Source organism: Streptomyces sp. NPDC002868, assembly GCF_055563295.1.
Genome location: NZ_JBVHDR010000010.1, coordinates 13,650 through 33,708 on the forward strand (window position 1 = coordinate 13,650; position 20,059 = coordinate 33,708).

Annotated in this window: 17 protein-coding genes and 1 pseudogene; 10 read left to right on the forward strand and 8 right to left on the reverse strand. The window is 70.1% G+C overall.

What is annotated here, in order from left to right; all coding sequences use genetic code 11:
• The first annotated feature begins 3 nt into the window (after positions 1-3).
• Both ACZ3H8_RS27110 and ACZ3H8_RS27115 read left to right on the forward strand, forming a co-directional pair.
• Positions 4-1,455 (forward strand): amino acid permease, encoded by a 1,452-nt coding sequence (locus ACZ3H8_RS27110; protein ID WP_467406184.1) that lies wholly within the window; start codon positions 4-6, stop codon positions 1,453-1,455.
• A gap of 73 nt (positions 1,456-1,528) precedes the next feature.
• Positions 1,529-2,446 (forward strand): GNAT family N-acetyltransferase, encoded by a 918-nt coding sequence (locus ACZ3H8_RS27115; protein ID WP_467406187.1) that lies wholly within the window; start codon positions 1,529-1,531, stop codon positions 2,444-2,446.
• A gap of 45 nt (positions 2,447-2,491) precedes the next feature.
• Here the strand turns inward: ACZ3H8_RS27115 and ACZ3H8_RS27120 are convergent, their stop codons facing one another.
• Entirely contained in the window at positions 2,492-3,859 is a 1,368-nt protein-coding gene (locus tag ACZ3H8_RS27120; RefSeq protein ID WP_467406188.1) for a DUF6777 domain-containing protein, read from the reverse strand.
• A 202-nt stretch (positions 3,860-4,061) separates the two neighbouring features.
• On the opposite strand from ACZ3H8_RS27120, the gene ACZ3H8_RS27125 reads away from it, so the two are divergent.
• Positions 4,062-5,333, forward strand: coding sequence for a streptophobe family protein (locus ACZ3H8_RS27125; RefSeq protein WP_467406190.1), 1,272 nt, complete (start codon positions 4,062-4,064; stop codon positions 5,331-5,333).
• 8 nt (positions 5,334-5,341) lie between these two features.
• Here ACZ3H8_RS27125 and ACZ3H8_RS27130 read toward each other — a convergent pair whose 3' ends face one another.
• The 4 genes from ACZ3H8_RS27130 to ACZ3H8_RS27145 all read right to left on the reverse strand — a co-directional run bounded on the left by ACZ3H8_RS27130 (position 5,342) and on the right by ACZ3H8_RS27145 (position 10,273).
• Positions 5,342-6,346, reverse strand: a complete 1,005-nt coding sequence (locus ACZ3H8_RS27130) for a serine/threonine-protein kinase (RefSeq protein WP_467406192.1) — start codon at positions 6,344-6,346, stop codon at positions 5,342-5,344.
• On the reverse strand, positions 6,346-7,002 hold the full coding sequence (locus ACZ3H8_RS27135; protein ID WP_467406194.1) for an SH3 domain-containing protein: 657 nt from the start codon (positions 7,000-7,002) through the stop codon (positions 6,346-6,348). The genes ACZ3H8_RS27130 and ACZ3H8_RS27135 overlap by 1 nt, the downstream gene beginning before the upstream one ends.
• A gap of 14 nt (positions 7,003-7,016) precedes the next feature.
• Positions 7,017-9,371, reverse strand: a complete 2,355-nt coding sequence (locus ACZ3H8_RS27140; protein ID WP_467406196.1) for an ABC transporter ATP-binding protein/permease — start codon at positions 9,369-9,371, stop codon at positions 7,017-7,019.
• Between the two features lie 62 nt (positions 9,372-9,433).
• Complete coding sequence (locus tag ACZ3H8_RS27145) at positions 9,434-10,273, reverse strand: hypothetical protein (RefSeq protein ID WP_467406198.1); 840 nt, start codon at positions 10,271-10,273, stop codon at positions 9,434-9,436.
• Positions 10,274-10,500: 227 nt separating this feature from the next.
• On the opposite strand from ACZ3H8_RS27145, the gene ACZ3H8_RS27150 reads away from it, so the two are divergent.
• The 7 genes and pseudogenes from ACZ3H8_RS27150 to ACZ3H8_RS27180 all read left to right on the forward strand — a co-directional run bounded on the left by ACZ3H8_RS27150 (position 10,501) and on the right by ACZ3H8_RS27180 (position 16,307).
• Positions 10,501-11,298, forward strand: a complete 798-nt coding sequence (locus ACZ3H8_RS27150) for a lytic polysaccharide monooxygenase auxiliary activity family 9 protein (RefSeq protein ID WP_467406199.1) — start codon at positions 10,501-10,503, stop codon at positions 11,296-11,298.
• 196 nt (positions 11,299-11,494) lie between these two features.
• Complete coding sequence (gene rpmG / locus ACZ3H8_RS27155) at positions 11,495-11,659, forward strand: 50S ribosomal protein L33 (protein WP_467406202.1); 165 nt, start codon at positions 11,495-11,497, stop codon at positions 11,657-11,659.
• Between the two features lie 47 nt (positions 11,660-11,706).
• Positions 11,707-11,967 carry a type B 50S ribosomal protein L31 gene (locus ACZ3H8_RS27160; RefSeq protein WP_467406204.1) on the forward strand — a complete coding sequence of 87 codons (261 nt, stop codon included), beginning with the start codon at positions 11,707-11,709 and terminating at the stop codon, positions 11,965-11,967.
• Between the two features lie 143 nt (positions 11,968-12,110).
• A pseudogene (locus ACZ3H8_RS27165) lies at positions 12,111-12,251 on the forward strand (NAD(P)-binding domain-containing protein); the annotation flags it as partial.
• 41 nt (positions 12,252-12,292) lie between these two features.
• A complete protein-coding gene (locus ACZ3H8_RS27170) occupies positions 12,293-12,469 on the forward strand; it encodes a hypothetical protein (RefSeq protein WP_467406763.1) in 177 nt (58 codons plus the stop codon).
• A gap of 136 nt (positions 12,470-12,605) precedes the next feature.
• The gene (locus ACZ3H8_RS27175) at positions 12,606-14,822 is read left to right on the forward strand and encodes a WD40/YVTN/BNR-like repeat-containing protein (RefSeq protein ID WP_467406206.1); all 2,217 of its coding nucleotides are present in this window, start codon (positions 12,606-12,608) and stop codon (positions 14,820-14,822) included.
• Between the two features lie 1,323 nt (positions 14,823-16,145).
• Positions 16,146-16,307 (forward strand): hypothetical protein, encoded by a 162-nt coding sequence (locus ACZ3H8_RS27180; protein ID WP_467406209.1) that lies wholly within the window; start codon positions 16,146-16,148, stop codon positions 16,305-16,307.
• Between the two features lie 218 nt (positions 16,308-16,525).
• Here ACZ3H8_RS27180 and ACZ3H8_RS27185 read toward each other — a convergent pair whose 3' ends face one another.
• The 3 genes from ACZ3H8_RS27185 to ACZ3H8_RS27195 form a co-directional block, all read right to left on the reverse strand.
• Entirely contained in the window at positions 16,526-17,464 is a 939-nt protein-coding gene (locus ACZ3H8_RS27185) for a sigma-70 family RNA polymerase sigma factor (protein ID WP_467406210.1), read from the reverse strand.
• 10 nt (positions 17,465-17,474) lie between these two features.
• On the reverse strand, positions 17,475-18,665 hold the full coding sequence (locus tag ACZ3H8_RS27190; protein WP_467406212.1) for an NAD(P)/FAD-dependent oxidoreductase: 1,191 nt from the start codon (positions 18,663-18,665) through the stop codon (positions 17,475-17,477).
• Between the two features lie 981 nt (positions 18,666-19,646).
• Positions 19,647-20,042: a GntR family transcriptional regulator gene (locus ACZ3H8_RS27195; RefSeq protein WP_467406215.1), complete on the reverse strand. Its 396-nt coding sequence runs from the start codon at positions 20,040-20,042 to the stop codon at positions 19,647-19,649.
• Between the last annotated feature and the right edge of the window lie 17 nt (positions 20,043-20,059).

A 20,059-nucleotide genomic window follows, 5' to 3' on the forward strand; every position in this document is an offset into this window, starting at 1 on the left:
GCCATGGGATACCCGCGGAAACTCACCCGGCGGTTCCGCGCGTTCGACAATTTCGCCATCTCCTTCACTATCATCAACATCATTTCCGGAATCTTCTCGGCGTTCGGCTTCGGAATGGGAGCCGGCGGACCGCTGATCCTCATTTTCGGCTGGATAGGCGTATCGGTCATGGTGCTGTTCGTCGGGGCCGCGATGGGCGAGATCGCCTCCGCCTACCCGACCAGCGGCGCGCTGTACTTCTCCGCGGGCAAGCTCGCCAAGCGGCATCGCGGCGCCTGGTCCTGGTACACGGGCTGGCTGAACTTCGTCGGCCAGGTGGGCGGAACGGCCGCCACCGGCTACGCCGCCGCCACCTTCATCCAGGCTTTCATCGCGATGCAGTGGCCAAGCTACGAGGTGACGGCGCAGCGCACCGTCCTCATCACGGCGGTGATCCTGCTGATCCAGGCGCTGGCCAACACGTACACCGTGCAGTTGGTCGCCCTGGTGAACCGGATCTCCGTGTGGTGGCTGCTGATCGGCATGGTGGTGATCGTCGTCGCCCTGACCGTGGTGCCCGACCATCACCAGTCGGCGTCATTCATGACCCACTTCGTGAACAACACCGGGTTCAGCAACGGTATTTACGCCGCGATGCTGGGCCTGCTCGTCACCAGCTGGACCTTCACCGGCTTCGACGGCAGCTTCCACATGTCCGAGGAAACAGTGAAGGCGACGGTCAACACGCCGAAGGGCATCATGCGGGCCATCGGGTACTCCGCGGGTGCCGGTCTGATCCTCATGCTCGCTCTGGTGTACGCGATCCGGGATTACGCCGCCACCGCGAGCTCGGCGGCGCCGCCGGTGCAGATTCTCATCGATGCGCTTGGCATGGGCACCGCAAAGCTGCTCCTACTGATCGTGATCGGCGCCATGCTGTTCTGCGGCCTCGCCAACATGACGAGCAATACCCGCCAGATCTTCGCCTTCTCCCGCGACGGGGCGATGCCCGGCTCCCGTTGGTGGCATTCGGTGTCCCTGCGCACTCGTACGCCCGTCAAGGCGGTATGGCTCGCGGCGGCATGCCCACTGGTGCTGATCATTCCGGCCTGGTGGTCCCACACCGCCTTCACCGCCATTGTGAGCGTCAATGTCGTAGGGCTCTACCTCGCCTACGGTGTGCCTATTTTCCTGCGCCTGCGGCTGAACGACTTCGAGCCCGGTCCATGGAACCTGGGGCGTTACGGCAAGCTGGTCGCGGGTGTCGCGGTGACCTGGATCGTGATCAGTAGTGTGCTGTTCATGCTGCCCCAGGTCTCTCCAATCACCTCCGCCACGTTCAACTACGCGCCGATCGCACTGGGAGTGGTACTGCTCATCGCCACGGTGTGGTGGTTCGCCACCGCCCGCCGCCGCTTCCAGGGGCCGGTCAGCTACGGCAGCCCCGACGAAGTCGCCGCCATGGACCTGATCTGACCGGCGCGGCAGCCACCATCAGGCCGCTTGGCGCGGCCGCTCCCGCCACCATCTGAAGGGACGGACAGAAGGTATGAACCCCCTCGGCGAAGCCCCCCAGTCACACTCCACCAGCGAGCGCGCGGCCGGGAGTCCTCCCGGCGGCGCGGGCGGACTCACCGTCACCGGCGCCTCGTTGGAGGAATGGCACCAAGTGGCCGAGTGGGCCGCCGAGGAGGGATGGAATCCAGGCCGCGGCGATGTGGCCTGCTTCCACCCCACCGACCCCGCGGGCTTCTTCATCGGCCGCCTGGGCGCCCGGCCGATCTCAGCCGTCTCGATCGTCACGTACTCCGAGCAGTACGCGTTCCTCGGCTATTACCTGGTCCATCCCGACCACCGCGGGCAGGGCTTCGGCCTGGCGACCTGGCGCGCGGCCTTCCCGCATGCCGGAACCCGCACCATCGGCCTGGACGCGGTGCCCGCGCAGCAAGCCACCTACGGACGCGCCGGGTTCAAGTCCGCCAACGACACGATCCGCTACGGCGGGCGCCCGGAGCGGTCCGGCACTCCGGCGGCGGGGGTCGTGCCCGTGGCCCCGGAACACATCGACGCGATCGTGGCGTACGACCGGGAGTGCTTCCCCGCCGAGCGGCCCGCCTTCGTCAGCCGCTGGCTGACCGCTGCCGGCCACATCGCGTACGCCCGCCTGCGGGAGGGACGCGTCACCGGCTACGGCGTGATCCGCCCGGCACTCGACGGCCACCGCATCGGGCCCCTGTTCGCCGACACCCCCGAGGACGCCGAAGCCCTCTTCGACGCCCTCACCGCCCACGTCGGCCCGGAGGGCGAGGTCTCCATCGACATCCCCGAACCTCGGCACGCCGCAGGGGCCCTGGCCACGGCCCGTGGTCTCGAAGCGCGCTCGCACACCGTGCGCATGTACGCCGGCCCGGTCCCCGAGGTCCGGGCCGAGCGCACCTTCGGGGTCACCACACTCGAACTGGGCTGAGACACCCCGCCGCGGGCCCGTCTCCAGTACTCCGGTGGGCGGAGGCTACGAGGACGAGTCCGGAGAGTCGTCGGGGGCCACGGGCAGGCTCGGCGCGCTGGAGGCCATGGACTCGGAGGCGGGTGAATCGGCCGGTGGCGGCACCGGCGCGGAGTCCGACGGCGGCGTTGACTCGGGTGAGGCCGACTTCGAGGACGAGGTCCCGGAAGTCGGCGGCTCGGACGACGGGGATTTCGAGGACGGGTGCTTCGAGGACGGGTGCTTTGACGACGGGGATTTCGAAGTCGGGTGCTTTGACGACGGGTGCTTCGAGGACGGGTGCTTTGACGACGGGTGCTTCGAGGACGGGTGCTTCGAGGACGGGTGCTTCGAGGACGGGTGCTTCGAGGACGGGTGCTTCGACGACGGCGACTTGGACGGAGAGGAGGTGTGCGGGGAGTGGGAGTGTGACGGCCTGGGCCGGGGCGGCGGCGGGACCTTCTTGTCGTAGCGGCCGTGATGGTCACCATGCTCCCGCGCGAACCAGTCCTCGTGGTCCGGGTCGTAGACGACGAAGACGTTGATCACCTTGACGGAGCGATGCACCTGTACAACCTTCGTCGGCTGGAATCCGGACCACGTGGGGCCCTTCAGCCGGACGTTGCCCTCCACCTTGACCGGCGGTTGCAGCGGATTGCCGCATGCGCAGCGCACTCGCGGGACGCCGTGTTCGTCGACGAGGACGGCGGTACCGGCCTGCAGCACCGACTGATACTTGGTGGGGGCGCCGTTCTTGTAGCTGTGGTTGGTGACCCGGGTGTCATAGCTCAGCCGAAGGGGAGTGAGCGACCGCAGATACCCGGGCACCTGGGAGGGGCTTCGGCCCACGACAGAGGCGAACGCGCTGTTCTTGGCCGGGTCCTCGGAGAGATATCTGATCTGTTTCTCGACGTCGCAGCTGGCTGTCTGCCGCGTCCCGCCGTACACGCCGGCATCCGAACCGTTCAGGTTCGTCGCCGGCGGGGCGGGCGGTTCCTTGGAGGGGGCCTCCTCGGCCGTCGAGGGGGGCGTGAACGGAGCCTCGCCCGACGAGTTGACGGGGTCCCTGACGATCTCCGCGGCCGCGGCCGTGCCGCCGCGTCCCCCGGGGCGGGTGAGGACGATGGTCAGAACCACGGCGGCGACGATCGCGACGGTGATCGTCGCGATTCTGGGGACGGACCGCCACCAGGGGTGGTCGGGGCCCTCGCCGGAGCCCTTCGCCGGTCCGCCCCCGCCGGGCCCGCCCGGGCCGCCCGACCCTCCGCCGCTCGGCGGCCCCGGCGGGGTGCCGGGCGGCGGCGTGGCATGTGTAGGACGATCCTGCGACGGGCCCGAGAGCGGGCCTGACGGAGGTCCTGTGGGGCGTTCGGACGGCGGCGGTTGGGCACTCACGGGCTCTTCTTCCCAGCGTAGGAACGATTCAGCGCAGGAAACTCGGGCACAGGAATGTCAGTGAATGCGAATAAAAGCGAAAAAGATCCGCAGTTCACGCATGCTGGACCTATTGTGTGCCCCGTACCCGTACGGCCCGCAAGCCGACGCGGTCGGCCCTCCCAGCGGGCGGAGCGCCGGACCCCTGCTTAGCGTGGCAAGAGTGGGCCAGCAGCAGACCAGCGACCGGGGACGCGCGACGCGCGTCTCCCACGGCTGGGGCGAGGCCCTCGTCGCGGTGCTCGCCGGGCTGGTCGCCTTGGTCGTCACGGCCACCCTCGGCCTATGGGCGGCGGGCGCGGCCGATCTGCCCGGGGGCGCGTTCCCGCGCGTCGTCGCGGCCGTCGCCGTCATCGCGGTCGGCGGCTCCGTGGAACTCTCCGGAGACGCCGGACTGATCGCCGGCACCAACGCGGACCTCAACGTGCTGCCGCTCTCCGTCACCCTCGCCGGAGCCCTGGTCATCGCCACCGGCTTTCTCCGTCCACTACGGCACCGAGCCGTCGCCGGAAGCCGCGAACTCGTCGGCTGGGCCGCCCGGCTGGCCGTGCTGTGGGTGCCGGCTCTCATCGGCCTCTCGGTCCTGGCCCGCCACAGCTTCGACATCCCGCTCGGGCAGGGGACGATCGCGGACATCGGGGATCTGCTGGATGCCTCCCCCGAGATCGGGTTCCGCGCCGACATCCCAATCACCCTCGTCTTCGGCCTGTTGTGGCTGGCGGGCCTGCTGTTCCTCGCGCTGCTCGTATCGCGCAAGGCTCCGCTCCCCGCGCGCCTCGTTCGCTTCCAGGAGTCGGTGCGCCCGGCCGCGTTCGCCATGGTCGTGCTGCTTCTCGCCTACGTCGTCGTGGGAGTGGTCATCGCACTCGTCGTCGCGGCGACCCGCGGCAATGCCGCGGAGACCTTCGCCGTGATCCTGCTCGGGCTGCCGAACCTCGCCTGGCTCGGGCTGACGCTCGGTCTGGGCGCCTCCTGGGAGGGAAGGGTGGACGGTCCGTTCGGGCTGCCCATGCCGCAGGTTCTGGACTCGGTGCTGCGTACTCCCGAGGACTCCACCCTCAATGTCAGCTCGCTGTCCGACTACGACGGCCGGGCCTGGTGGCTGCTCTTCGTCATCGCGGCGGTGCTGCTGCTGGGCGCCGCATTCGTCATGGCGGTCCGCTCACCTGCCCGGATGCGGCCCTGGCAGCACGCCGTACACATGGCGGTGGCGCTCACGCTCACGGTCCTGGCCATCTGCCTCGGCGCCCGCATCTCCGCGCACGTCGGCCTGTCCCTGCTGGGCATCGGCGACCTCGGCGGCGACCTGGCGGGAGAGGTGACGCTTCGTCCGCACCTGTGGTCGGCGCTCGGCCTGGCGGTGGTGTGGGGGCTGGTCACCGGCTTCCTCGGCAGCATGCTCGCGTCCCGCGTGCGTCGCCGGGGCGAAGTCTGAACCGCGGATCACTCATCCGGGCCGAGGCCGGGGAACGCCGGCCGCGCCCAGCGGGGCGGCAGCGGTGCCCCTGCCGACTTGGCTATACGCATGTCCACCTGCGTCGGCGGATGATCGCCCGCCTCGCGCCCGGCGCCCGCGACACGCAGCGCGGCGACGAACTCCAGGCAGCTGTCGTACCGGTCGTCGGGCGACTTGGCGAGTGCCTTCGCCAGTACGTCGTCGACTGAGGCCGGGAGATCGGGGCGCTGCTCGGTCAGGGGCGGCGGCGGATCGTGCTGGTGCGCCCACAACAGGGCCATGTCGTCGTCGCGTTGGAAGGGCGGAGTCCCGGCCATGCTCTCGAACACGACGCAGCCGAGGCTGTAGACATCGCACCGGCCGTCCACCGGGCGGCCCGAAATCTGCTCCGGGGCGACGTAGTCGACGGTGCCGACGAACTGGCCGGCCGTGGTGAACCCGGTCAACGACAGCGACTTCTTCGTCAGGCCGAAGTCCGTGAGGTATACGTGCTCCGGGTGTTCGCTGTCGGTCCCGGCCGCGATGAGGATGTTGCCGGGTTTGACGTCCCGGTGCACCAGATCGTGGTCGTGGGCGGCGTCGAGCGCGGACGCGACCTGCGAGGCGATCCGGCCCGCGACGCGTACCGAGAGGGGGCCCTCGTGGTCGAGCAGGGCGCGGAGGTCCTGACCGGCGACGTAGCGCATCGCGATGTAGAGGATGCCGTCGGTCTCGCCCGCCTCGAACACCGGCACGATGTGGGGGTGGTCGATGGCGGCGGCGACCCGGGACTCGTGGGTGAACCGCTTGCGGAAGGTGTCGCTGCGGGCGAGCTCGGGGGCGAGCAGCTTGAGGGCGACGGTGCGGTCCAGGCGGAGGTCCTTGGTGCGGTAGACGACGGCCATGCCGCCGCGGCCGATCTCGCTCTCGACGAGGTACCCCGCGATCTGCTTCCCGAGCAGTTCGGACGGCCTCCCGGCGGCCAGGCTGGTATCGCGCGGAACGCGGACCATCAGACGTCACTGCCGGGCCGGTCCGCACCGGCCCCCCGGTCCGGGTCGACGACCCTCGTCGCCCCCGCGCCCGCCGTTCCGCCAGGCTCCGGCGGGTCCGTCCCCGGCCCGTCCGTGCCGGGTACTTCTTCCCCGGCGGCCACCGCCTTCGGTTCCGGCGGCCCGGCCCCGGTCGGGCCCGGCGGCGCCGCGTACGTGCTCAGGTGCGTCCCGTCGCAGTACACCCACCGCTCGTGCTCCGCGTCGTACAGCCACACCGACTCGCCGTCCACGACCATCCCCACTCGCAGCCCCTGCGTGCTGCGGCGGAACGCCTCGCCGTCCGTCCGCCCGGCCGCCAGGTCCTCCGCCGCGCGGCGGTACCGGTCCAGCGACTCCTCGGCGCGGGCCAGCAGCGGGCGCGGGTCCGCCGTGCGGGACAATGGCTGTCCGGCCGCCGGGGGCTCCTGCGGTACGGAGACCAGCAGGCGGCTGTCGACCCACGCCGACCAGCCGTTCGCGCAGACGATCCGGCCCCAGTCCCCGCGCCGGTCGACCAGCTGGACCGGAAGCAGCGGGTCGAGCGGTTCGGTCGGCCGGGACACGTCCGGTGCCTCCCAGGCGGGCAGTCCGTCCTGGGGGACGACATGTGTCGGGTGGAAGTCCTCGATCGTCATCGGCGGTCCCGTCCCTACTTCCGCATGATGGCGGGTTCATGGCGGCGCAGGAGCTTCGCGACTGCGTACCCGAAGACGACGGAGAGGACCACAAGCATCCCCATGTTGAGCAGCCACACGCCCGCCGAGTGCTCGAAGAGCGGGTCAGCCGTCAACTTGCCCGGCACGATCCTGGACAGTCCGATCGTCCCAGCCATGGCTCCCAGCGCCCACCGGGACGGGATCAGCCACGCCAGCTGCTCGACGCCGGGAACGCCGTCCAGCTTCAACAGCGCCCCGCAGAAAACGACCTGGATGATGGCGAGGAGCACCAGCAGCGGCATGGTGACCTCCTCCTTGCGCACCAGCGCGGACACCAGCAGGCCGAGCGTCATCCCCGTGAACGACAGCACCGCCACAGCCAGGGTGATCTCCACCAGCGGCGGCATCAGCACGCCTTCACCGCCCGGGGCGTTCAGGTCGACGCCGACGAGTCCGACGAGGGTCAGCACGACCGCCTGCAGCACCGTGATCGTGCCGAGCACCACGACCTTGGACATCAGATACGCGGACCGGGACAGCCCGACAGCCCGCTCCCGCCGGTAGATCACCCGCTCCTTGACCAGCTCGCGCACGGCGTTGGCGGCGCCTGTCAGGACGCCACCCACACACAGGATGAGCAGGGCGTTCATCGCCGTCTCCTGGGTGAGCCGGCTGCCGGCCAGGGCGCGGGCCATCGCGCCCATCACGAACGGCAGTGCGATCATGATGGCCAGGAAGGTCCGGTCGGCGCTCAGCGCGGCCGCATACCTCCGGACCAGCGTCCGCAGCTGCGCCCCCCAGCTCTGCGCCTTCGGCGGCGGCGCGACGAAACCGTCCGCCTCGGCCTGCGGCAGGCGCGGCTGAGCGGTGGAGTTCGCGATGTACTGCCGGTGGAAGGGGGACTCGCGGTACGTCCCCGCCCAGTCCCGGTCCCGGTCGTTCTCGAAGGCCTCGAACGCCTCTGGCCACTGCTCGAAGCCGAAGAAGGCGAGGGCGTCGTCCGGCGGCCCGTAGTACGCGATCCTGCCGCCCGGCGCGAGTACCAGCAGCCGGTCGCACACATCGAGGCTGAGCACGCTGTGCGTGACGACGATGACCGTACGGCCGTCGTCGGCGAGGCCGCGGAGCATATGCATGACCGAGCGGTCCATGCCGGGGTCGAGCCCGGAGGTCGGCTCGTCGAGGAAGAGGAGCGACGGTTTCGTCAGCAGTTCCAGGGCCACGCTGACCCGCTTGCGCTGGCCGCCCGACAGGCTGTGGATGGGCTGGGTGGCCCGCTGCTCGAGGCCGAGTTCACGCACCACTTCGGCCACCCGGTCCTGGCGTTCGGCCTTCGCGGTGTCCTGCGGAAAGCGCAGCTCGGCCGCGTAACCAAGGGCCCGGCGCACAGTCAGCTGCGAGTGCAGGATGTCGTCCTGCGGTACGAGGCCGATGCGCTGCCGGAGCTCCGCGTAGTCGTGGTAGAGGTCGCGGCCGTCGTAGAGGACGGTGCCCTGGTCGGCGGGGTGCAGCCCGGTCAGCGCGTTGAGGAGCGTGGACTTGCCGGCGCCGCTGGGCCCCACCACGGCGAGCAGGCACTTCTCGCCGACGGGGAACGAGACATGGTCGAGCAGGGTCTTACGGCCGCGGTCCACCGCGACAGCCAGGTCCTGGACGTCGAGCGCGACATCGCCGGTGTCGACGTACTCCTGGAGCTGGTCGCCGACGAGACAGAACGCCGAGTGGCCGATACCGACGATGCCGCCGGGGCAGACGAGGGCCTGGGCGACCGGCCGGCCGTTGAGGAAGGTGCCGTTGTGAGAGCCGAGGTCGACGATCTCGTAGGTGCCGTCCGGGAGCGCCCGCAGCTCCGCGTGCCGCCGCGAAATGACGAGATCGTCGATGACCAGGTCGTTGTCGGGTCCGCGCCCGATGCGTACGGTACGGGCCGACAGCGGACGTACGGTGGTCGGCTGCCGGAAGGTGCCGGTCGCCGACGGCATGGAGACGGCGGACGGGCGGGCAGGCGCCTGCGCGGCGGGCGGCGGGTTCCGGTCGACGAGAACGGCACGCGGGCCGTCGTCCGGATTGCCGAACCGGATGACGGTGCCGGGGACGATCCCCCATTCGTGGATCCGCATACCGTCGGCGTAGGTGCCGTTCGTGCTGCCCTCGTCCTCGATCGTCCAGTGGTCGGCCTCGGGCCGCAGTACCGCGTGGTGCCAGGACACCCGGGCGTCGTCGATCACGATGTCGCTCAAAGGGTCGCGCCCGACGTGATAGTCCCGGCTCGGGCTCATCACCATGGAGCCCGCATCGGTTTCGAGGACGAGCTCGGGCGCAGTCGGCGCGACAGGCCGCTCTCCCATGGTCGGATTCTAGCGATTTGACCGTTTCTGTGCCCGACCTGCGCTCGCTGGACCCCGCCCGCTCACGCCGGGCGGGGCCCAGGGCGGGACTGGTGGAGGTGGGTGTGGTAGCGGCCTTCCATCTCAAGCCCGGTGGGGTCGTAACCCGTGCGAAGGGTCTGTTCGACGGCGCTGCGCTGTTCCGCCGGGCCGGTGAACAGCCGCTGCGGATAGGTCCGCGAGTAGTCCGTCCGGGTGACCAGGCCATAGCGGGCAAGGCTGGTGATCACCGATTGGTACGGGACCGTGCGCAGCACGAACGCGGTCACCCAGACCGGAACCCGGGCACACTCCAGAAGGGCTTCGAAAGTACGGTGGGTGATGTAGCCGATGCCTCCGGTGACCGTGATCAGTCCGGCGCCCGCGACGGCACGTCGCAGCTGTGGTCCTGGCGAGTCGCGCTCCAGGTTCTCGGCGTAGGCATCGTCGAGCAGCCCGACTGCCACGGCGTAGCTGACGGCCCGGTCGGCGGCGTCGAGACCGATGACCGGGGTCGCGTCGGCGCGGCGCCGTGAAGCGTAGAACTCCTTGTCGACGCCGATGAGTTCCTCGGTCGTGAGGGCTTCCGCCTCGGGGCTGGTGTAGTGCGCGTACAGCTCGGCGAGCGTGACGTGGTGGTTGAGCAGCGCGGCATTGATCCCGTACGAGCAGCACAGGTCGAGGACGGTGACGGGGCTGTCCGCGCCACCGTGGGCGGCGGCCCGGTCGCCGCGGGTGCGGCGGAAGACGTCCTGCGCGTGGTGCGGGATCTCGTACTCCAGTGGGGCGAGCCGGCGGAAGTAGGCGCGGGGGTCGGGCTCGTTGTAGATGTCGTCGAACCGGCTCTTGCCTGGTGTGGTGGCACGGGTCGGACCTCGGGTCATGGTGCGTACCTCCGTGGGCAGGGGACAGGTCTATGCCTGTCAAGATCTAGCGGAGCGGTGTCGTGGGCCGGTAGGGCGCGGGTGTGGAACCGGCCACGGGTGATCCGTACCCGGGCGACTGGGGGACAGGCCTCCTGCGGGCGACCTGCCGCGCGCGGTGAACGCTCCGCCCGGCGAAGTCGTAATACACGGCAGGCTGCCGAGCCCACCAAGGAGGTCTGCCGCGGATGACTGCCCATCGCATTGCCGCCGCCGCTGCCGTTGCCGTCGCCCTCACGGTCGCGGCCGCCGGGACCGCGCAGGCCCACGGCGCGCCGACCGACCCCGTCAGCCGGGTCTTCGCCTGCGGCCCCGAGGGGGTGCAGCGCGAGTCCGCGGTCTGCCGGGCCGCCATCGCCGCGAACGGGGGAGTGGCGTTCGACGAGTGGGACAACCTGCGGGTGGCCGATGTCCGGGGCAGAGACCGGGAGCTCATCCCGGACGGACAGCTGTGCAGCGCGGGCCTCGATGCGTACAAGGGCCTGGACATCGCCCGCGAGGACTGGCCGGCGACGACCCTGACGGCTGGTGCCCGGTTCACTCTCACCTACCTCTCGACCATCCCGCACAAGGGAACTTTCCACCTGTATCTCACCAAGGCGGGCCACGATCCGACCGTACCGCTGCGGTGGGACGACCTCACCTCGGAACCGGTCGGCACGGCCACCGACCCCCGGCTCGTGGAGGGTGCGTACCGGATCTCGGGGCAGCTCCCGGCGGGACAGACGGGCCGCCATGTGCTCTATACGGTCTGGCGGAACTCGGATACCCCGGACACCTACTACTCCTGCTCCGACCTGGTGCTGACAGGCGATTCGGCAGAGCCGCCGCTGCCGGGCGGCGAGCCCGCCGAGCGGCAGGCCGCGGCATCCGCAGAGCGCGATGAGGACAAGCAGGCAGTCCTGGTCGGCGGGATGGCCGCGCTGCTCGGGCTGCTCGCGGTGGCCGCATCCGCGCTGGTCCGGCGCCGCGCCCGGCGACAGTAGGCCTCCTGTCGCACAGTGCGACCGCCTGGCGTGGCGGCGGGCACGGGCTGGGGCGACGGCGGGAATGCCGCCGGGCACGGGGCGGGACGACGGCGGGAATGCCGCCGGGGTCCGTGCGGTTACATCACCAGGCGCTGACGTGAACGCGACATTCACCCCCACCCCCGGTGGGCTTGTGAGGCGCCGGGAGGAACGCATGGCACGCAGTAATACCCGTCCCGTCATCACCCTGCGGTCGTCCGCCGGGACCGGCGAGACGTACGTGACGCGCAAGAGCCGGCTGAACAATCCCGACCGGCTGATGCTGCGCAAGTTCGACGCCGTTCTCGGCGAGCACGTCCTGTTCCGCGAGGAACGCTGACCTGCCACCGGACACCAGCCGCCCCTGCATCGAGGAAGGAATCCCGCATGAAGCCTCGTAGCCACCCCGTCTCCGGCCCGGTCGTCTTCCGTGACCGTGCCGCTGACGTCGCCTTCCTGATCCACTCGACCGCGCAGTCCGCGCAGCGCGTGGAGTGGGAGGACGGCAACACCTACCCGGTGATCGACGTGGAGATCTCCTCGGCGAGCCACCCCTTCTACACCGGAACCTCCCGGGTGCTGGACACGGCCGGCCGTGTGGAGCGCTTCGAGCGCCGCTACGGCACCGCCGCACCGGCCCGGAACTGACCCGGTCGACCAGCCAGGCGCGGCCGCCCACGACGGGCGGCCGCGCCGTCGTGTTCCCGCATGTCACCGTCCGCGGGAGGCCCAGCGGGCTGATTGGCTGGCCCGGCGACAGCCACCACCCACGACGGCGAGAGGCGATTCGAGTGACCGCATCCACCGCGCCCACCGAACAGAGCGGCAGGACGGACCGTCCCACGGTGGCGGTGCTCGGCACCGGCATCATGGGTGCCGCGATGGCACGCAACTTGCTCCGTAGCGGCCTGGGCGTCCGATCGTCGACGCGGGGGAGCGGTCCGGACTACGGCTGGATGTCGCGCGGGCGGGAGTGGCGCGCTTCGAGCGGCTGGAGCGCCAGGGGCTGGGCGAACGCGACATGGCGGCCACGTATTTGGCGTCCTTCGACGAAGTCCGAGAGCCTTTCCCGGACGGCCCGGACGGCCCGGACGGCCCGGACGGCCCGGACGGCCGGGACAGCCCGGACGGGGAGTCGCTGGACCGGTAGCCCAGCCGAGTGGTTGCCGACGTGCCCCTCCCGTCTCCCGGCTCACAATGTCCAACGCGCGCCCTTCTGTTGCACTGGCCCTCTCTCGTAACGTCAATCAGGTCTTGAAGTGGTCATGACGATGAAGAGGGTGTTCATGCACAGACGTCTGCTTCAGCTGGTCCTCATCTCGCTCGTGGGCGCCGCGACACTCGCGGCGCCCGCGGTGGCGGCGCCGCCCGGTCCGCCGGACGTGTACCGGCCCGTGCGCGGGCCCGCCGCGCCGGCCGAGTACCGGTATCTGCAGAAGACCCTGCCGGGGGAGTCGATTCCGCGCCACGCTCACGACACCGCCGCCGCGCAAGCACGTCAACTGCCCACCGTCGGCGGGCGCTGGAAGCCGGTCGGACCGACCAATATCGGCGGGCGCATCGTCTCGCTCGCCCTCGACCCCAAGCGCGCCGACACCGTGTATGCCGCCGCGGCCAGCGGCGGGATCTGGCGCAGCACCGACGCCGGGCAGACCTTCACGTCCGCCTGGCCGGACGACTGGACGCAGGCGATGGGCGCGGTCGCGACCGGCCCCGACGGCACTCTCTACGCCGGGACGGGCGAGCCCAACCCCGGTGGCGGCAGCATCACTTACGAGGGTACCGGCCTCTATCGCAGCACCGACGGCGGCGCCCACTGGCGACCGATCGGGCTGCGCGACTCCGGCGCGATCAGCGCGATCACGGTGGACCCGGCCAACCCCCGCCGGTTATACGTCGCCGCGGCCGGATCGCTCTACAACGGCGGTGGCGACCGTGGTGTCTACCGCTCGGACGACGGCGGGTCGAGCTGGCAGCGGATCCTCACCGGAGCCAACGAGTTCACCGGCGCCACCGAGGTGGTCGTCCAGGGCAAGAGGCTGTACGCCGTGCTGTGGGACCACCGCCGTCGGCCCGATCTGCGCACATACGGCGGCGTCGGCTCGGGCGTCTTCCGCAGCGACGACGACGGGAAGTCCTGGCAGCGGCTCGGCGGCGGTCTGCCCGCCCAGAGCCCCGACGTCGGGCGGATCGGCCTCGCCGTCGCGGGAGAGAACGTCTACGCCATCGTCAACAAGACCAGCGGCCCCTTCGAGGGCTTCTACGCCTCGAGAGACGGCGGCGACACCTGGAGCCGGACACCGGAGAACAAGGACCTCGCCAACTCGCAGTCCAGCTTCGGCTGGTGGTTCGGCAAGATCTGGGCCGACCCCAAGGACGCCAGGCATCTGCATGTGGCCGGGGTGGCGCTGCTGACCTCGAAGGACGGCGGCGACTCCTGGACGTACGACGACAGCAGCATCCATGTCGACCATCACGCGATGGTCTGGGATCCGCGCCATCCGGGCCGGGTCTATCTGGGCAACGACGGCGGCGTCTACCGCTCCGACGCCGACGGGGACGGCGGCTGGGTCAAGGCCCGTCACGAGCCGTACACCCAGCTCTACAGCGCGGCGATCAGCCCACAGGACACCAGCCGGATCTCCGGGGGCGCGCAGGACAACGGCTCGCTGCGGTCCTGGGGCGGGGACGGCTTCAACGAGTATCTCGGCGGGGACGGCGAGGAGAACCTCATCAACCCGACCGACGTGAACAATGTGTACGCCTGCTACCAGTACGGCAATTGCTTCCGTTCCACCGACGGCGGCGACAACCTGACGTACTTCGCCGACAAGACGGTCTTCAAGCGGCGCAACTGGTTCACCCCGGTCGTCTTCGACCCGCGCGACCCGAAGGTCCTCTACTACGGCTCCGAAGTGCTCAACCGCTCCACCGACGGCGGCGTGACCTGGAAGGCCATCAGCCCCGACCTCAGCGGCGGTCCCGGCCCCGACCCGATCTACACGAACTACGGCACGATCACGACCGTCGCCCCGGCGGGCGACGGGCGCACGGTCTACGCCGGTACCGACGACGGCCGTGTCTGGGTCACCGAGGACCTGGGCGCGACCTGGACGAAACTGGCCGAGGGCCGGCCGTGGGTGACCCGGGTCGTCGTCGACCCGAAGAACCCCGACCGCGTCTACACCACGCACTCGGGCTACCGGGCGGGATCGGCACTAGCTCATGTCTACGGCAGCACCGACGGCGGCAAGCACTGGAAGGACCTGTCGGGCAACCTTCCGGCCGCGCCCGTGAACGACCTGATCATCGGCCGGGGCAACATCCTGTACATCGGCACGGACCAGGGCGTGTTCGCCTTGCTGCCCGGCGGGGGGCGCTGGTACCGCCTCGGCCGCGGCATGCCGCAGGTCCCGGTCGACGACATCGAGTACGACGCCGGGCACCACCGCCTGGTCGCCGCCACCTTCGGCAGGGGGTTCTACGAGCTGACGACCCTCTGACTCTATGGACCGGGCACCGCCCTGCGAGCCCGGCGGCCTCCTGCTCAGTCCGTTGAGATTGGCGATCAACGGCCTCTGTGTGCCGTCGTCGCCGTCATCGCTGCGGTGCCCGGTGCCCGGAACGACGACGGTCTGCTCGTCCAGCGCGGTGAAGACGTCTTCGACCGGCGACCGCGTGAGTCGACAACGCCGCATCCGCATCAGCGGACGTGCTGCGCCACTGTGTATCCGGTCGGCCCGGTGAGTCCGTTCCGAGACTCATCCACTACTTCGACGATCGCGAAACCCGCGGCCGATGCGTAACCTTCCAGTTCACGGGGAAACAGCACGCGCCGCCGGATCTCGTCCTGGGCCTCGTCACCTGAGGCGAGAACCCAATGCCGGTGCATGGTGTTGATCTGTGTCCGCAGGTACCTCACAGCCTCGCGCGGCTGCCTGGTTGCGCACCACGTCGAATGCCTCTTGGTAGAACGCCCCGGCGGGGTCGTGAGGCTCCCCAAGGGCCCGCACTCCGCCCGGTACGAACGGGGGGGCGCTGCATGGCTGGAGTGGCCGTGTCACGGAAGCCGCAGCGGCCCACCATCGCCCGTCGGCGGTCCCGCTGCTGTGGCCTGATGCTTCCGTCCATCAGCAACCCGAAACTATGGACCTCGTTGTAGCCGCCCGCGCTCACCGACAAGGCGACGTTGCCCGAGTCGAATCGATGACGTCGACTGCCGACGGAATGCTGCGCCGCGGGTACGGACGGAGTGGCGGAACTCGCGGATGGCGCGAGGCCGGTCGCCCAGGTCTCGCAGGGTGCAGGCCGTCTCTTGAGCAAGTGACGCTTCGCCGAAGAAGAACGTACGGTTCGGCTCCCGTATCCCCTCACTTGCCGCCGATAGGTCGTCCTCGGCCCACAACAGTGCCTTCGCCGCTGCCTGCTTCCGACTGTTCGCGGCCAGTCCGCGTGCGTGGATCACGCCGAGCAGGGCTCGTTCCCTGGGGGTGGCGGCTGCGTAGCGTTCGCCGTGGGAGCGCTGTACATGATCGCTGCCAGCGTCAGCCTGGTGCTCGGTCTGGCATCCACCCAAGTGAAGTCCCTGCCCTCGCGACGGAGCCCACAGGATGGGTTCGACGGCGTCGCCGTGTGGCTGGGGCGGGGATCAGCACACCCCTTCCGTGAAAGCGAGGAATCATGATCGTGGTACCGAGCCGTGACGGTGGCGGTGGTGGCGGCGGAGGGGGTGACGGACTCCCAGGTCAGCCGTGGCCGGTCCCGCCCACGCCGCCCTCGCCCGATGGCGGCCCGAGCTCGGTCGCTGACCGGTGACCTTGACTGACATGGAGTACGACGGGGAGCGGTCCGCGCTGGGCCGCTCCCTGCTCGCCTCCAAGGCGCTGTCCTCCGACTGGGTGCCGACGTTCGCAGCCGTACCACGCGCGGCGTTTCTGCCGCTCGCAACTTGTTTGTCCGGTCATGGTGGTTGTGACTTCGAGCGATAGGTGGCCAGGGGCGCTCGGATCCGCCCTGGTCAGCCCTCCGTGACGATTCGTAGTTGGCCACTGTGTCGACCGATAGTTGGCCATCGGGGATCCGAACTGCATGGCCGAATCTGATTCGGGAGACCGACGTGCTTCGGCCCCCGTGCTGCTGTGCAGCGCGGGGGCCGAAGGGGGCCGTCCTCGCTCCGACTCAGGTCACTGGATTCCGGTGGCTCTGGTCACCATGCGTTGATGACCGGCGCGTCGGGTTCGTGCTGCCGCCAGGCCTCGTTGAGGCGCGCGAGCCGGTCCGCGGCGGCGATGCCGCGCAGGGACGCGACCTTGCCGTCGCTGACTTCGAACGCCACGGCGCCCACGACCCGGTCGTCGACCACGGCGAGGACGGCCGGGGAGCCGTTGACCAGCGCGATATGGATCGCGGGCGAGCCGCCGGCCAGCCGCCGCTTCGCCGGCGTGGGCTTGAAGCCGGCCCGCACGTAGGAGGCGACCCGCTCGCGCGTCTTGTACCGCAGCAGCCGCTTGCCCAGTCCGGCGCCGTCCGAGACCGCCGTCACGTCGTCGGTGAGCAGCGCCACCAGCCGTTCGGTGCGCCCTGACGTGGCGGCGGCGAGGAACTCCTCGACGACCCGGCGCGCGGACACGGGGTCGGCCTCGCCGCCGCGGCGGCGCTCGGCGGTGACCCGGATCCGGGCCCGGTGGACATGCTGCTGGCTCGCGGACTCGGTGATGTCGAGGATCCCGGCGATCTCGGCGTGGCTGTACGAGAAGGCCTCACGCAGGACGTAGACGGCCCGCTCGACCGGCGAGAGGCGCTCCAAGAGGGTCAGTACGGCCAAGGACACCGATTCGCGCTGCTCGAAGGTGTCGGCCGGGCCGAGCATCGGGTCGCCCTCGAGGAGCGGCTCGGGCAACCAGGCACCGGCCGCTCGCTCGTGGCGCGCCTGCGCCGAGCGGAGCCGGTCGAGGCAGAGATTGGTGACGACCTTGGTCAGCCACGCTTCCGGCACCTCGACCCGTTCGCGGTCTGCGGCCTGCCAGCGCAGGAACGTGTCCTGCACGGCGTCCTCGGCGTCGGCAGCCGAGCCGAGCAGACGGTACGCGAGCGAGGCCAGCCGGCCCCGGCTGGCCTCGAACCGATCGATGGCTGCGCTGTCCATGCGGAGCAGCCTATGCGGCGACCCTCACACCGGCCCGGTCAGGCGCGGTGGCCAGGCGGCGTTTGCGCTTCGGCATGCCGAAGGTCGGGTGGGCGATGCCCCACCCGGCCCCCTTGAGCACGCCCGACTTGAGCCGCGCGGCGGTCCGGCCGCCCAGGTACCAGGACTTCGACCGGACGTCCCCGTCCACCATCTGGAAGATCGCGTCCCGCCGCCCGAGGCTGATGTGGTTGCCGTGGTACTTCAGCCCGGTGGTCGGGACCTCGCTGCCCGTCAGGCGCGCGATGATCGCGGCGGTCGCCTGCATGTTGGTGAAGCCGGCCGAGGCGCAGGACATCGGCAGCGGCCGGCCGTTCTCGCCGATCGCGTAGGCGCAGTCACCGGCGGCGTAGACGTCCGGGTGCGAGACCGAGCGCATGGTGCGGTCGACGACGATCTGGCCGGTCTCGGCGACCTCCAGGCCGCTGGCGGCCGCGATGGGGTGCACGGCGAACCCGGCCGACCACACGGTCACGTCGGCCGGGATGGACGTACCGTCGGCGGCGATCGCCCGTGTCGGCTCGACGGCTTCGATGCCGGTGTGCTCGTGGACGGTGATGCCGAGCCGGTCGAAGGCCTGGCTCAGGTGACGGCGGGCCTTCGGGGAGAGCCAGGCGCCCAGCTCGCCGCGGGCGGCGAGCGCGACCGAGAGATCGGGCCGGGACTCGGCGAACTCGGTGGCGGTCTCGATGCCGGTCAGCCCCTCACCGACGACCAGCACGGTGCCGCCCTCGCCCAGGCCGGTCAGGCGCTCGCGCAGACGCAGCGCCGAGGACCGGCCGGTCACATCGAAGGCGTACTCGGCCACGCCGGGGACGCCATGGTGGGCTACGGAGCTGCCGAGCGCGTAGAGAAGCGTGTCGTACGCGAGCTCGCCGTCGCCGTCCTCGCCGGTCACGGCGACGGTCCTGCGCTCGGGGTGGACGCCGGTGACGCGCGCCAGGCGCAGCCGCACCCCGGTGCCCGCGAATACGTCGGCGAGCTTGCGGAACGCGAGGTCCTGGCCGATCGCGAGCTGGTGGAGCCGCATCCGCTCAACGAAGTCGGGCACGGCGTTGACGACGGTGATCTCGGTGTCGGCGGGGGAGAGCCGACGGGCCAGGTTTCCGGCGGCGAAGGCCCCGGCGTATCCGGCGCCGAGTACGACGATGCGGTGCTTCATGGCGTTGCTCCTGTCTCGTTCGCGTGCCCCTTGAACGAGACGGCGCCCCGATTGCTGACAGGAGCCGGGTGTGACGCGGGTCACCGAACTAAGACGAGCGGCTGAGCCCTCCGACAGACGCTTGGGCCTGTCTTGGGCAGTCGAAACGGGGCGATGGCCAACTACGGATCGAGATGGCCAACTATCGGTCGGCGTCACAGCGGCGTTTGCGATGGATCGCGCCGCCAATCGCCGGGCTTTATCCACAGGTTGGTGATGTCGGAATGTCCGTGGTGAATAATGGCAGCCACTCACCACGGCTGTCGTTATTGCTTCGTGACCCCCGTGGTGAGTTCTGCGGCTACTCACCACGGCGCTTGTTGTCGATTCGTGACCTCACCAGGGGCTTCGTGGTGAGGTCACGAATCGGTGAGTGGTGTCGGGTTTGCTGATTTGTACTGAGCGGGTGTCACAGGCACCCGAGGCGGATGGAGGTGACTTCCATGAAATGCGCTCCCATAAACGGGCGGTTGGGCTGTGGTCGGGCCAAATCACCTTCCCGGACGCGGGGGGCGTCGCCGTTTCGTGACCGTGGTCGGGCCTCCGTGGTCGGAGTTCTGGTCGGGTCGGGCGGTTCTCTGGTCCGGTGACCGCGCCCGTCCGGGCCGGTTGCGGTCGGGCTTACCTAGCAATAGAAGGGCTTGCCCGCTGAGAAATCTGGCTTGCCCCGCGCACGGGCAAGCCGCTGGGCAAGCCGCTGGGCAAGCCTTTGGGCAAGCCTTTGGGCAAGCCCAGTTGGCTTAAGTGGGTGCGGTACGGCGGAACCGAACGACGCAAGATTGAGCGGGGAGACATGGACGAGCACGAAGCGGCAGATGAAAAGGCGGAGTTGGCGGCCACCCACGGGTCCGGCCGCTGTGTACGCTCTCATAAGAGAAATGTCGGCGATGGCCGGGCGCCTGGAAAAGGAGGTGAGGGAGCTGCGCGTGGAACTGGCAGAACTCAGGGAGTCTGACCCTGATCCGTGAGGCGCTGGGCCTTCAGCTCCTCGACGTCCTTCCTGAGTTCCTGTTGCTCCGCACTCAGGGCGCGGAGTTCATCCCTCAGGGCGGTGAGGAGTTCGGTGAGGGTTCCGGCGGCCGTGGCGTCGTCGGACTTCCCCTCCCCCGTCTGATCACTCGCGAGCCCTCTCTTGCCTGCGAGGTACCAGGCGGGCGCGGTGCAATCGTGGGAGAACTCGCCGGCGGCGTCGGTGTCGGCGACGAAGCTGCCTCGTCCGTGGATGGTGTAGACGAGGCCCTCGTCCCGCAGGACGTTGAGCGCGCTGCGGGCGGTCATATTGGCAATGCCGAACCGCTCTTGTAGCTCGCGGTAGGACTGCAGCTGCTCGCCCGTCAACGGTCTTGCTCCCGGCC

Coding starts and splice junctions, on each gene's coding strand:
- ACZ3H8_RS27135 (WP_467406194.1), bottom strand. CDS start 7,002: ATGACGATCGAGGACTTCCACCCGACACATGTCGTCCCCCAGGACGGA.
- ACZ3H8_RS27185 (WP_467406210.1), bottom strand. CDS start 17,464: ATGGACAGCGCAGCCATCGATCGGTTCGAGGCCAGCCGGGGCCGGCTG.
- ACZ3H8_RS27160 (WP_467406204.1), top strand. CDS start 11,707: ATGAAGCCTCGTAGCCACCCCGTCTCCGGCCCGGTCGTCTTCCGTGAC.
- ACZ3H8_RS27140 (WP_467406196.1), bottom strand. CDS start 9,371: ATGGGAGAGCGGCCTGTCGCGCCGACTGCGCCCGAGCTCGTCCTCGAA.
- ACZ3H8_RS27115 (WP_467406187.1), top strand. CDS start 1,529: ATGAACCCCCTCGGCGAAGCCCCCCAGTCACACTCCACCAGCGAGCGC.
- ACZ3H8_RS27110 (WP_467406184.1), top strand. CDS start 4: ATGGGATACCCGCGGAAACTCACCCGGCGGTTCCGCGCGTTCGACAAT.
- rpmG (WP_467406202.1), top strand. CDS start 11,495: ATGGCACGCAGTAATACCCGTCCCGTCATCACCCTGCGGTCGTCCGCC.
- ACZ3H8_RS27175 (WP_467406206.1), top strand. CDS start 12,606: ATGCACAGACGTCTGCTTCAGCTGGTCCTCATCTCGCTCGTGGGCGCC.
- ACZ3H8_RS27190 (WP_467406212.1), bottom strand. CDS start 18,665: ATGAAGCACCGCATCGTCGTACTCGGCGCCGGATACGCCGGGGCCTTC.
- ACZ3H8_RS27150 (WP_467406199.1), top strand. CDS start 10,501: ATGACTGCCCATCGCATTGCCGCCGCCGCTGCCGTTGCCGTCGCCCTC.
- ACZ3H8_RS27180 (WP_467406209.1), top strand. CDS start 16,146: ATGGAGTACGACGGGGAGCGGTCCGCGCTGGGCCGCTCCCTGCTCGCC.
- ACZ3H8_RS27145 (WP_467406198.1), bottom strand. CDS start 10,273: ATGACCCGAGGTCCGACCCGTGCCACCACACCAGGCAAGAGCCGGTTC.
- ACZ3H8_RS27130 (WP_467406192.1), bottom strand. CDS start 6,346: ATGGTCCGCGTTCCGCGCGATACCAGCCTGGCCGCCGGGAGGCCGTCC.